Source organism: Mycobacterium sp. (assembly GCF_035314905.1).
Taxonomy (GTDB): domain Bacteria; phylum Actinomycetota; class Actinomycetes; order Mycobacteriales; family Mycobacteriaceae; genus Mycobacterium.
The window spans coordinates 1-11,250 of record NZ_DATFYW010000048.1 but is presented as its reverse complement, the minus strand read 5'-3'; the positions used below and the strand labels follow the sequence as shown (position 1 = coordinate 11,250).

Below are 11,250 nucleotides of genomic sequence, written 5' to 3'. Positions count from 1 at the left end.
GAGCAGGCCGACCGGCTGGGGAGGTGGGGCGTGATCGCCAGCGTGCAACCGAATTTCGATGCGCGGTGGGGCGGGGACGACGGCATGTACGCGCGCCGGCTGGGCCGTCAGCGAGCCCGGCTGCTGAACCCGCTGGCGCTGCTAGCATCGCAAGGCGTGCCCCTCGCGTTCGGCTCCGATACGCCCGTGACGAGCATGAATCCGTGGGAAACCGTGCGGGCCGCGGCGCACCATCGCACCGCGGGCAGCGAACTGTCGGTTCGCGCGGCGTTCGCGGCGGCCACCCGCGGCGCGTGGCGCGCCGCGGGGATCCGCGACGGCACCACCGGCAGCCTGGTTCCCGGCGCGGCCGCCTCCTATGCCGTGTGGGACGCCAGCCCGCTCGAAGTCGACGCCCCGGCCGGCGCGGTGCAGCGATGGTCCACCGACCCGCGCTCCCGGGTTCCCGCACTGCCGCGCCTGTCCGCGCACGACCCGCTGCCCGGCTGCCTTCAGACGGTGCACCGCGGCGAGGTCATCTATGGCTGACGTGACCCGGGTCGGCGGCGGCGGGCGGGGACGGCACGCGGCAGGTGACGACGATGATGACCGACCCACCGCCCGCCACGCCGCCCCGGACGTCGACGAGGCCGACGACCCCACCGACGCCATCCCGGTCCCCGCGCAGGAGACCGGGCAGCCGTCGCGCACCCAACCCGCGATTCCGGCCTGGGTGGGCCGGCTGGGGCGCGCGATCGTGGACCGGCTGCACCTCGTCGCGGTCGCGATCGGGGCCGGGCTGCTGCTGTGCGCCAGCTTCCCGCCGGTCGGCCTGTGGTATGCCGCGTTCGTCGCGTTCGCACTGCTCGCCTGGATCTTCACGCGCGAAGCCGCCAGGCCCGCCGGCGGTTTCGGATACGGCTTCCTGTTCGGGCTGGCGTTCTATCTGCCGCTGCTGCCGTGGACCGGCGAGTTGGTCGGGGTGGGTCCGTGGCTGGCATTGTCGGTGCTGTGCGCCGTGTTTCCCGGGCTGTTCGGCCTGCTCGCGGTCGCCGTGCGGCGCCAACACGGTTGGCCGGTCTGGTTCGCGGCGTTGTGGGTGCTCGTGGAGTGGCTGAAGTGCACCATTCCGTTCGGCGGGTTCCCCTGGGGCGTCGTGGCCTTCGGCCAGGCCGACGGTCCGCTGCTGGTCATCGCGAAGCTCGGTGGCGCGCCGCTGCTGTCGTTCGCGGTCGTGCTGGCCGGCTGCGGCTTCACCTCGCTGGGGCTTGAGATCTATGACTGGTGGCGCAAAGGTGCGCGACGCAGCCACGTGCCGCCGCGTGTGGTGCTGCCGGGGGTGTGCATCTGCCTGGTGTTGTTCGCGACGACGGCGCTGTGGCCGGGCGTGCACCAGTCCGGCATCGGCGCCGGCAACGACCCGACCATCAACGTGGCGGCGGTGCAGGGCAACGTGCCGCGGCTGGGCCTGGACTTCAACGCGCAGCGGCGCGAGGTTCTGGACTACCACATGCGCGAAACGCTGCAGTTGGCCGACGACATCCGGGCCGGCCGCGCCCCGCAGCCGCAGTTCGTGATCTGGCCGGAGAACTCCTCCGACATCGACCCGATCAGCAACCCCGACGCGGCAGAGCAGATCTTCGTCGCGGCGCAGGCCGTCAACGCGCCGATCCTGGTCGGCACCGTGCTGGCGCGCCCGGATTCGACGCCGGACAACCCCACCTCGACCAACACGGTGATCGTGTGGGATCCGAACGCCGGTCCCGTGGACCGCCACGACAAACAGATCGTGATGCCGTTCGGCGAGTATCTGCCATGGCGAGGGTTCTTCAAACACCTCTCGGGCTATGCCGACCGAGCCGGCTATTTCGTGCCCGGCAATGGCACCGGTGTGGTGCACGCCGCCGGGGTCCCGGTCGGGGTGACGACGTGCTGGGAGGTGATCTTCGACCGCGCGCCCAGGGAGTCGGTCCTCAACGGCGCGCAGCTGCTGGCCGTGCCCACCAACAACGCCACCTTCAACCAGGACATGAGCGAGCAGCAGCTGGCGTTCGCCAAGCTGCGGGCGGTTGAACACGACCGCTACACGGTGGTCGCCGGCACCACCGGGATCAGCGCGGTGATCGCCCCCGACGGGCGCGAGATGGCCCGCACCGGCTTCTTCGAGCCGGGCTACCTGGACAAACAGGTCCATCTGAACACCGACCTGACCCCGGCGACCCGGTGGGGGCCGATCCTGCAGTGCGTGCTGATCGCGATTGGTCTTGCGGCCCTGCTGGCCGCGATACTGCACAATGGTTGGTTCATGCGTCGCCGCAGCCGGCGAGCAAGCGACTCGACGCCCGCAGCGGGCGACACGGATGAAGGAGCTACATGAGTTCGCGGGAGCGGCCTAGCCAGCGCACGCTGGCCATCATCCCGACGTACAACGAGCGGGAGAACCTGCCGTTGATCGTCGAGCGGGTGCTCCGCGCCCAGCCTGATGTGCACATCCTGGTCGTCGACGACGGCAGCCCCGACGGGACCGGGGAGCTGGCCGACCAGCTGGCCCAGGCCGACCCGCAACGCCTCCACGTCATGCACCGCACCGCCAAAGACGGGCTCGGTGCGGCCTACCTGGCCGGTTTCGCATGGGGCCTGAACCGGGAGTACTCGGTGCTGGTGGAAATGGACGCCGACGGCAGCCATGCGCCCGAGCAGCTCTGTCGGCTGCTCGACGCGATCGACAACGGCGCCGACCTGGCGATCGGCTCGCGGTACGTCGCCGGCGGCACGGTGCGCAACTGGCCGTGGCGCCGGCTTCTGCTGTCGAAGACCGCCAACACCTACTCGCGCGTGCTGCTGGGCGTCGGCGTGCACGACATCACCGCGGGCTACCGCGCCTACCGGCGTGAGGTGCTGGAAAAGATCGACCTCGCGGCGGTCGACTCGAAGGGCTACTGCTTCCAGATCGACCTGACGTGGCGCACCGTCAACAACGGATTCGTCGTCGTCGAAGTGCCGATCACGTTTGTCGAACGCGAGCTCGGCGTGTCGAAGATGAGCGGGTCCAACATCCGCGAGGCGTTGGTCAAGGTCGCGCAGTGGGGCATCCGCGGCCGCATGGACCGCACCCGGGACCGGGTGGGCTGAGTTAGCTGCCGCGGCGGCGGTGCTTGATGACCTCCAGCCGCTCCTTGAGCAGCTCGTCGAGCTCCTCGACCGTGCGGCGTTCCAGCAGCATGTCCCAGTGTGTGCGCGGCGGCTTGACCTTCTTCGGCTCGGGCAGGTCACCCTCGATCAGGGTGCCCTCCATGCCGTTGCGGCACAGCCAGCTGCCGGGAATCTCGGCATCGTCGGCGAACGGGACCTCGAACTCCTCGCCGTTGTCCGTGCGGTAACGCGCAATCTGACGCGGCGCGAGGTCGTGGTTGCGGTCGGTCTCGTAGCTCACGGCTCCGAGGCGACTCCCTCGCAGGACGCGATCAGCCATCGTCACTACTCCTATCAGGGCGTCCTATCAGCGAATATCTCTCCAGGTAGGAAACGCAGATCTGCTGCCTGCGGTTCCCTGGACATCGCGACGCGGCCATCCATGTTACCGGGCTCTGCTCACCGGGCCGTCTAGAGTCGTCAGCCGTGGACCGTCGAAGCCGATCTTGCCGCTGGTGCGGGCGAGAGGTCGCCGACGCCGGCATGGGGAGGCGTCGGCAGTACTGCAGGCAGTCCTGCCGGCAGCGCGCCTACGAGCAGCGCGCTGCGGTCAAGGGCACGAGGTTGCCCGTCGACTCGGTGGTGCTCTCCGCCGACGAGGCGGCCCAGCTTTCCGACCGGGTGTACCAGGTCCGGTGCGCGGCGGAGGATGTCGCGACGGCAGTCGACGAGGGGGCCGAGCCGGACGAGCTGCGCGAGCTGTGCGCGGCGCTGATGCGCGCGGCGAAGGCCGCCGACGGCTGGCGCTGATCCGCAGATGAGCGGTCAACGGTACGTGTCGTGACATCGCTTCACGCCGTGCAAAACCCTTAGCCCGTCAGCACGCCCGCCGTAGCGTCGGCGAGCGCGTCGCGGATTCCGCGTGCGCTTTGTCGCCCCCGTCGTGAGGAACATCCTGAGCACCCCCAGCGAGCTGACCGCCGCGCCCTAGGCCGCCGGCGAGTTGTGGTCGCGGCGCGGTGTTGGTCGGCATACTTGCGCTCCTGCTGGCCGGCTGCGTGTCCCGGCACGACGGCTCAACAGGCGCGCCGGCACCCGCGGCGGTGCCGCTGTCGCACCTGGCCGGGCTGACGCTGCAGGTCGGTGACCAGAAGGGCGGCACCGAGTCGCTGCTGCGGGCCGCCGGCGCGCTGGGCGGCCTGCCGTACCAGATCGCGTTCTCGACGTTCACCTCCGGCCCGCCCCGAGTCGAGGCGGCCACCGCGGGCAAGATCGACGTCGCGATCACGGGCAATACGCCACCGATCTTCGGGGCCGCGTCCAACGCGAAGGTCAAAGTGGTCGCAGCGTATGACGGTGGGGGGACCGGAGACCCGATTCTCGTGCACGCCGACTCGCCGACGCTCTGCCGGCGTTCACGCAGCGGCAGGCCGACGCGTGGGCGATCTGGGAACCGTACACCGCGCAGGTCGCGCAGCAGGTGCCGGTGCGCAGCATCGCCGAGGCGGAGAGGGTGACCAACGGTTACTGGTTCGCCATCGCGTCGAACCAGGCACTGGCCGATCCGAGGCGCAACACGGCGCTGGCGGACCTTCTGGCGCGCTTCGCCAAGGCCGCGCAATGGGCCCGCGCCCATCCCCGGGAGTGGGCCGAAAAGTACGCCGCCGCGGTGGGTCTCGACCCGCAGGTGGCGGCGGTGGCGCAGGGCCGCAGCCTGCGGCTTCCGACCGGACTCACCGATGATGTGGTGGCATCCGAGCAGCGGCTTTCCGACCTGCTGGCCGCCGCCGGCCAGATCCAGTCCTCGCCTAGGTTCGCCGACTGGGTGGACCGCCGGTTCAACGACTCCGTCAAGCCGTATTTGATGAGCCCGAGCTAGAAAGGACCGTATGCCGGCGAAGTTCTTCTGGTTTCTGCCCACCAACGGTGACAGCCGCTCGATCGTCGGCGCATCGCATGCGTCGACGCATCACGCGATCCCCGACGGATACCGGGAGCCCAGCCGCCGCTACCTGGCCGAAGTGGCGCGCGCCGCCGACCGCCTCGGCTACGAGGGGGTCCTGACCCCGACCGGCACGTGGTGCGAGGACGCCTGGCTGACCGCCGCGGCGCTGCTGGCGGAGACCGAACGGCTGAAATTCCTCGTCGCGTTCCGCCCCGGCGTGGTGTCGCCGACGCTGGCCGCACAGCAGACCGCCACGCTGCAGCGGTTCTCCGGGGGGCGTGTGCTGCTCAACGTGGTCAGCGGCGGCGACGACACCGAGCAGCGGCGCTTCGGAGACTGGCTCAGCCACGACGAGCGGTACGCGCGCACCGGCGAATTCCTGCGGGTCGTGACGGCGGTGTGGGGGCAGGAGTCGGTCGACTTCAGCGGCGAGTACTACACGGTCCGCGACGCCCGTGTCTCCGCCCCGCCGAACCCGTTGCCGCAGATCTACTTCGGTGGCTCATCGGCGGCGGCGTTGCCGATCGCCGCGGAGTTCGTCGACGTGTACCTCACCTGGGGCGAGCCGCCGCAGGCCGCCGCGGCGAAGATCGAGCAGGTTCGGCCGCTCGCCGAGGAGCGCGGCCGCCGCGTGCGGTTTGGCATCCGGCTGCACACCATCAGCCGCGACACCTCCGCCGCGGCGTGGACGGTTGCCGACGAATTGGTCTCCGGGCTGACACCAGAACAGATCGCGAAAGCCACGGCGCTGCATTCCAGGTCGCAGTCGGAGGGGCAGCGGCGGATGACGTCGCTGCACGGCGGCCGCATCGACCACCTCGAGATCTACCCGAACCTGTGGGCCGGCGTCGGGCTGGTCCGCGGCGGAGCCGGCACCGCGCTGGTCGGCAGCCACGACGAAGTCGCCAACCTCATCGGGGAGTACCACACGCTCGGCTTCGACGAGTTCATCCTGTCCGGCTACTCGCACCTCGAGGAGGCCTACTGGTTCGCCGAAGGCGTCCTGCCGTTGCTGCGGCAGAAGGGCGTCGCCTGAAGCGGGTGCAAGCGGGAGATCGGAGTCGAGCGCTATTATCTGCGTATGAATGCAGATAGGCAGTCACCGGCCTCCGCCCTGCTGGCCGACGACCACGCCCTGCTGGTGGTCGAGGTCTTCCGGATGCTGGCCGACCCGACGAGGGTCCGGCTGCTGTGGGCGCTGGTGGACTGCGAGCTGAGCGTCAACGACCTTGCCGAACGGGTCGGTAAGCCCTCGCCGTCGGTGTCGCAGCATCTCGCCAAGCTGCGGATGGCCCGGCTCGTGCGGACCCGGCGCGACGGCACTCAGGTGTTCTACCGGCTCGAGAACGACCACGTGCGCCAGCTGGTCACCGACGCGGTCTACAACGCCGAGCATGCCGCCGGTGGGATCCCGGCACACCATCGCGCCGACACCGCCGGCAGCGACGTTCAGCCCTTGCGGCAGGGGCGTGCCGGCTGATGGGCATCGGGCATCCCCATGACCACAGCCACGACTACGCCGACCGCGTCGACGAGGCGTTGACCGACAGCGCGGCCGGGATCCGGGTTGTCAAGATCAGCCTGATCGCACTCGCCGCCACGGCGATCGCGCAGTTGGTGGTCGTCGCGTTCTCGGGTTCGGTGGCCCTGCTGGCCGACACGGTGCACAACCTCTCCGACGCGCTGACCGCCGTGCCGCTCTGGATCGCGTTCGCGCTGGGCCGCCGCGCCGCGACCCGGCGCTATACCTACGGGCTGGGCCGCGCCGAGGACCTCGCGGGCCTTTTCGTCGTCGCCGTCATCGCCGCGTCTGCAGCTGTCGCGGCGGCCGAGGCCGTGCGACGGCTGATCCATCCGGCGCCGCTGTCGCATCTGCCGTGGGTCGCCGCGGCAGGGGTCATCGGCTTCTTTGGCAACGAACTCGTCGCGTTGTACCGCATCCGGGTCGGCACCAGGATCGGCTCCGCGGCGTTGAAGGCCGACGGGGTGCACGCCCGAGTGGACGGGCTGACATCGCTCGCGGTGGTGGTCGGCGCCGGGGGTGTCGCGGCCGGCTTTCCCGCCGCCGACCCGATCGTCGGCCTCGCCATCGCCGTGGTGATCGTCGCACTGCTCGGCGTCGCTGCGCGTGACGTGTTCCGGCGGTTGCTCGATGGAGTCGATCCGGCGCTCCTCGCCGCCGCGCAGGAGGCGCTGGCCCGCCAGCCGGGGGTCGAATCCGTGCACCGGGTGCGGATGCGCTGGCTCGGGCATCGGCTGCTGGCCGACGTCGAGCTTGACGTCGACCCGCATCGGAGCCTGTTGGAGGCGCACCGCATCGCCCACGACGCCGAGCATGTGCTGACCCATGCCGTGCCGAAGCTGGCCGAAGCCACTGTGCACGCCTACCCGGCGCACACGGCGAACAGCGGCTAGCAGACGAACTTTTCGCCGACGTCGGGCGGCGGAGTGACCTGCTGCGCGCAGCCGAACGCGACGATGCCGGCGTCACTGAACCGGGCGGCCGACTGGTGCGCGAAGTTCACGCAGTACAGGCCGGCCTCGTCGGAGCGGCATTGGTAGTCGGCGAACTTGAGAGAGCTGCCGTACGGCAGTTGCGGCCCGTCGCCGGCGGTGAACCGGCCCGGGTCGCCGTGCAGCCCGCCGACGTCGATCGACGCGCCGTCGAAGTCGACCCAGCCGCCGACCCACTCGGTCTGGGCGTCGGCAGGCCGTGGCGGCGGATCGTTGAGCTTTACCAGGCAGGCCAGCGCCCCACCGCTGTACTTCGAATCGGTCATGCAGGTCGTCTTGCCGGACGGCGTGACGAACGCGACGTCGTCGTCGAGTTGCGTGGTCACACCGTCGCGCGTCGCGGTGTGAAATGCGCCCGCGTCGGCGGCCTGACCCGCCGCGATCCAGGCGATCACGCCGGCGATAGGTGTGTCGGGTCCCGGCGGTGTGGTCGGCACCGCGACCGGCGCCGACGACGGAGGCGCGGCGGCCGCGCTCGACGGCGCCGTCGTCGACGGCCCGGGCGCAGGTCGAGACTGCCCACCCGTGGTGTGCGAGCAGCCGGCCAGCACGAGCAGTGCGACGGCGGCCGCGCCCCCTTTGCGCATGGCTGCAACGGTATCGGGCCTCAAACGCGTCGCGGGTCAGGCGCGCGCGGGGGCGCGTCCCAACCGGCCGCGCGGTGACCCATTCGCTACCGTCAGGGAATGGCAGAACGCAGCGTTCGCGTGAGCACGACGAGCGGCACCGTCGAGGGTTTCGCCCGCGGGGGCGTGCACCGATGGCGATCCATCCCGTACGCGCGCCCGCCGTTCGGTCCGCTGCGGCTGCGTGCCCCGCAGGCACCGGTGCCGTGGCGGGGAGTGCGCTACTGCCACGACTTCGCGTCCTGCGCCCCGCAGCGCCGCAGGTACACGATCGTCGGCGTCAACAAGTTCCAGCCGATGAGCGAGGACTGCCTGACGCTGAACGTGGTGGCTCCGTCGGCGCCGTCCGACGAGCCGTTGCCGGTGATGTTCTTCGTCCACGGCGGCGGATACATGCTGGGCAGCTCCGCGACACCGATCTACGACGGCGCCGCGCTGGCGCGGCGCGGCTGCGTCTACGTCTCGGCGAACTACCGCCTCGGCGCCCTGGGCTGCCTGGACTTGTCGTCGCTGTCCACTCCCGAGCACCCGATCGAAGGCAACCTGTTCCTGCGCGACCTGGTGCTCGCGCTGCAATGGGTGCGCGACAACATCGCCGCGTTCGGCGGCGACCCGGACCGGGTGACGATCTTCGGCGAGAGCGCCGGCGCCCACGCGGTCGCGACCCTGCTTGCCGTGCCCGCCGCGCGGGGATTGTTTGCCGGCGCGATCATCGAGAGCCCCGCCAGCGGGATGGTCCGCCGCTCCGACGCGGCGGCCCGCTTCGCCGACCACTTCGCCGATCTGCTGGGCGCCCGTCCGAACGAGGCGGCGGCCACCCTGATGTCGGCCGAGCCCCGGCAGATGGTCAAGGTGCTGGACCGGTTGCTGGCCCAGACGGTGTCCGACCTCGCGGGCTCGTTCGCGATCGGACCCACCGTCGACGGGGACTACCTGCCCCGCGACCCGGTCGCGGCGATGGCCGCGGGTGCAGCGCACCGGGTGCCCGTCATCGTCGGCAACAACGCCGAGGAGGGGCGGCTGTTCACCCGCTGGCTGAAGATGATGCCGATGACCCCGCCGGTGATCGAGCGGATGCTCGCCGAGCTGGACCCGGCGGCCCGCCAACGGATCACCGCCGCCTATCCGGACTATCCGCACCCCGACGCGTGTGTGCGGCTGGGCGCCGACATGTGCTTTGGCACCGCGGCCTGGCACATCGCCGAAGCGCACGCCAAGCACGCGCCGACGTGGCTGTACCGCTACGACTACGCCCCCCGCACGCTGAACTGGGCGGGCCTTGGCGCAACCCACGCGATGGAGTTGCTCGCCGTGTTCGACACCTACCGCACCAGGCTTGGCGCGCTGCTGACGCTCGCGGCCGACCGGGGGTCGGCGGTGCGGGTCAGCAGGAACGTTCAGTCACGGTGGCGTGCGTTCAGCCACAGCGGCATGCCGGGCAAGGGCTGGCCGAACTACACCCACGCCGACCGGGCGGTCATGGTGTTCGACCGCTCCTCACGCATCGAATTCGATCCCACCCCGGCGCGCCGCCAGGCCTGGGAAGGCTTCACCCTGGCCCGCTGAGGGCCTCGGCACAGGAGACAAGGCATGGCCGCCACCGAACCGCGGGCACCATTCGGCAACTACCAGTACGGTACGTTCGGACTAAGCGTTGTGCCTGACCTGGGGAAACGAGGTCGGCCACATGCGCTGTAGCACTAGGTATCTTGGAGTGGGCTAACTTCCTCATCGAAGGGAATCACCCATGTCGGACACCCGTCACCACACCCAACACCCAACCCGGGTGCTGTCGAGTTGGACTCACTGATGGGTGACACGTCGAAGTAGAGCGCGAACTCCGTCCTGTGCGTTTGCGGTTGTTAGCTGGCTTTCCGGCGTTGGCGTCCATCCACTTGACCTGGGGATATGCTGTGTCAGCAGGTTTGCGGGTGTGTAGGCATTTCGATGTTCCTGCGGGCGTCCTGCGGGCGGTCGGTCGTCGACTGCCGCGCTTCGTCGGCAGGCAATGGGAGGATCCCTGGCGGGTCCCACTCGCTTCACTCTGAGGGGACCCGCAGGGGCGTACCCCAAACCACCGAAGGACGCGCCGAGGCTGGACCCGGCTCGTTGTCGGCGCGCCTTGCGATACTGGCCGCGCCGCGCAGCGCACAGTGGGGTGGAAGAAGGCAGATGAGCGACAACGAACCCGTGGAGGCACGGGCTGCACTGCTCATCGTAACGGTCCCGTATGCGCCCGCGCTATCGGCGCTGCAGCACCCAGCCGTCGCGGTGCCACTGGACGATGGTCGCGGCGAGGGTGACCACGGCTCGGGCCTCCTCCGCAGTGGGCGGTCGGGTTGTTCCGGACCCGGCGTGCCTATCGACGTTGGGCCAAATTCCATCGAGCATGCCGACGAGCGGAGCAACATCGTGGTCCTGGCTCTTACCGGGCAGGACTATCTTCCACACGTGACCCTGGTTACGAAGCTCGCCGATCACGCCGCCTAGATTCGGCTTCGCCTTGTTTGGAATGACTAGCGGGATGACCAGCGCCTCCATCGCCTTGATCGCGTGATCCCAAGCGTCGGACGGGTCGCCGTTGCGGCCGAATGCGTTCGACCATGCTTCCTTCATTTCCGTGGTTATGTCATCGGCAACCGCCGTCGCGGCGTCGAAGGTTGCCTGCGCCTCGTCGCTGACGACGCGAACCAACTCCTGATTATCCGAGGTAACCGTCCACACGGACCCGCCCACATCGAGCAGCCGCCTCAAGGGTTCAACGGCAACGCTACCCGGGCGGAAAATGTCCAACGTCGCGTCCACCAGATCGAGGAAGAATTCATCATCTTGCATAGCGGTCGCGACCATTGCCTGTGCCAGAGCGTGCGCATTCCAGCCCGGGTTCACTTCAAAGCGCATGAATATAGCGAGTTCGCGAATCCGCCGCTCATTGCCGAAATAACCCCCTTGGCCAGCGTCGATGATTTTATCGAACCAATGGAGGAGGCCGTGCTGAAGATGCACAGGAACGCCCTCAAAGGGGCCATCGGGCTGAGCACCAGCCATTCGTTG

The 11,250-nt window shown here is 69.7% G+C and carries 11 protein-coding genes and 1 pseudogene; 9 read left to right on the top strand and 3 right to left on the bottom strand.

Annotation, left to right across the window (positions count from 1 at the left end; genetic code table 11):
* From VKG81_RS03905 to VKG81_RS03895, 3 genes are all read left to right on the top strand, one after another.
* The coding region (locus VKG81_RS03905; RefSeq protein WP_324389897.1) for an amidohydrolase family protein at nucleotides 1-528 on the top strand (528 nt) is incomplete at its 5' end.
* Nucleotides 521-2,356, top strand: coding sequence for an apolipoprotein N-acyltransferase (gene lnt, locus VKG81_RS03900; protein ID WP_324389895.1), 1,836 nt, complete (start codon nucleotides 521-523; stop codon nucleotides 2,354-2,356). The genes VKG81_RS03905 and lnt, both read left to right, overlap by 8 nt.
* Complete coding sequence (locus tag VKG81_RS03895) at nucleotides 2,353-3,111, top strand: polyprenol monophosphomannose synthase (protein ID WP_324389893.1); 759 nt, start codon at nucleotides 2,353-2,355, stop codon at nucleotides 3,109-3,111. Before lnt ends, VKG81_RS03895 begins: the two co-directional genes overlap by 4 nt.
* 1 nt (nucleotide 3,112) lies before the next feature.
* On the opposite strand, the gene VKG81_RS03890 is transcribed toward VKG81_RS03895, so the two are convergent.
* The gene (locus VKG81_RS03890; protein ID WP_324389890.1) at nucleotides 3,113-3,451 is read right to left on the bottom strand and encodes an RNA polymerase-binding protein RbpA; all 339 of its coding nucleotides are present in this window, start codon (nucleotides 3,449-3,451) and stop codon (nucleotides 3,113-3,115) included.
* A gap of 203 nt (nucleotides 3,452-3,654) precedes the next feature.
* Between VKG81_RS03890 and VKG81_RS03885 the strand changes: the two genes are divergently transcribed.
* The 5 genes and pseudogenes from VKG81_RS03885 to VKG81_RS03865 all read left to right on the top strand — a co-directional run bounded on the left by VKG81_RS03885 (nucleotide 3,655) and on the right by VKG81_RS03865 (nucleotide 7,471).
* Nucleotides 3,655-3,921 (top strand): hypothetical protein, encoded by a 267-nt coding sequence (locus VKG81_RS03885; RefSeq protein WP_324389889.1) that lies wholly within the window; start codon nucleotides 3,655-3,657, stop codon nucleotides 3,919-3,921.
* Nucleotides 3,922-4,130: 209 nt separating this feature from the next.
* Nucleotides 4,131-4,990, top strand: a pseudogene (locus tag VKG81_RS03880) (ABC transporter substrate-binding protein).
* A 10-nt stretch (nucleotides 4,991-5,000) separates the two neighbouring features.
* A complete protein-coding gene (locus VKG81_RS03875) occupies nucleotides 5,001-6,092 on the top strand; it encodes an LLM class flavin-dependent oxidoreductase (protein ID WP_324389887.1) in 1,092 nt (363 codons plus the stop codon).
* Nucleotides 6,093-6,137: 45 nt separating this feature from the next.
* Nucleotides 6,138-6,536, top strand: a complete 399-nt coding sequence (locus VKG81_RS03870) for a metalloregulator ArsR/SmtB family transcription factor (protein ID WP_324389885.1) — start codon at nucleotides 6,138-6,140, stop codon at nucleotides 6,534-6,536.
* Nucleotides 6,536-7,471 (top strand): cation diffusion facilitator family transporter, encoded by a 936-nt coding sequence (locus VKG81_RS03865; RefSeq protein ID WP_324389883.1) that lies wholly within the window; start codon nucleotides 6,536-6,538, stop codon nucleotides 7,469-7,471. Before VKG81_RS03870 ends, VKG81_RS03865 begins: the two co-directional genes overlap by 1 nt.
* Here the strand turns inward: VKG81_RS03865 and VKG81_RS03860 are convergent.
* Nucleotides 7,468-8,157 carry a hypothetical protein gene (locus tag VKG81_RS03860; protein WP_324389881.1) on the bottom strand — a complete coding sequence of 230 codons (690 nt, stop codon included), beginning with the start codon at nucleotides 8,155-8,157 and terminating at the stop codon, nucleotides 7,468-7,470. The genes VKG81_RS03865 and VKG81_RS03860 overlap by 4 nt on opposite strands.
* Before the next feature lie 99 nt (nucleotides 8,158-8,256).
* Between VKG81_RS03860 and VKG81_RS03855 the strand changes: the two genes are divergently transcribed.
* Nucleotides 8,257-9,762 carry a carboxylesterase/lipase family protein gene (locus VKG81_RS03855; RefSeq protein ID WP_324389879.1) on the top strand — a complete coding sequence of 502 codons (1,506 nt, stop codon included), beginning with the start codon at nucleotides 8,257-8,259 and terminating at the stop codon, nucleotides 9,760-9,762.
* Between the two features lie 675 nt (nucleotides 9,763-10,437).
* On the opposite strand, the gene VKG81_RS03850 is transcribed toward VKG81_RS03855, so the two are convergent.
* A partial coding sequence (locus VKG81_RS03850) for a hypothetical protein (protein WP_324389877.1) occupies nucleotides 10,438-11,250 on the bottom strand: 813 nt, incomplete at its 5' end.

Bases quoted from the DNA above. Each gene is read 5' to 3' on its own strand.
- VKG81_RS03855 (WP_324389879.1), top strand. From the start codon at position 8,257: ATGGCAGAACGCAGCGTTCGCGTGAGCACGACGAGCGGCACCGTCGAG.
- lnt (WP_324389895.1), top strand. From the start codon at position 521: ATGGCTGACGTGACCCGGGTCGGCGGCGGCGGGCGGGGACGGCACGCG.
- VKG81_RS03870 (WP_324389885.1), top strand. From the start codon at position 6,138: ATGAATGCAGATAGGCAGTCACCGGCCTCCGCCCTGCTGGCCGACGAC.
- VKG81_RS03895 (WP_324389893.1), top strand. From the start codon at position 2,353: ATGAGTTCGCGGGAGCGGCCTAGCCAGCGCACGCTGGCCATCATCCCG.
- VKG81_RS03860 (WP_324389881.1), bottom strand. From the start codon at position 8,157: ATGCGCAAAGGGGGCGCGGCCGCCGTCGCACTGCTCGTGCTGGCCGGC.
- VKG81_RS03875 (WP_324389887.1), top strand. From the start codon at position 5,001: ATGCCGGCGAAGTTCTTCTGGTTTCTGCCCACCAACGGTGACAGCCGC.
- VKG81_RS03865 (WP_324389883.1), top strand. From the start codon at position 6,536: ATGGGCATCGGGCATCCCCATGACCACAGCCACGACTACGCCGACCGC.
- VKG81_RS03885 (WP_324389889.1), top strand. From the start codon at position 3,655: ATGGGGAGGCGTCGGCAGTACTGCAGGCAGTCCTGCCGGCAGCGCGCC.
- VKG81_RS03890 (WP_324389890.1), bottom strand. From the start codon at position 3,451: ATGGCTGATCGCGTCCTGCGAGGGAGTCGCCTCGGAGCCGTGAGCTAC.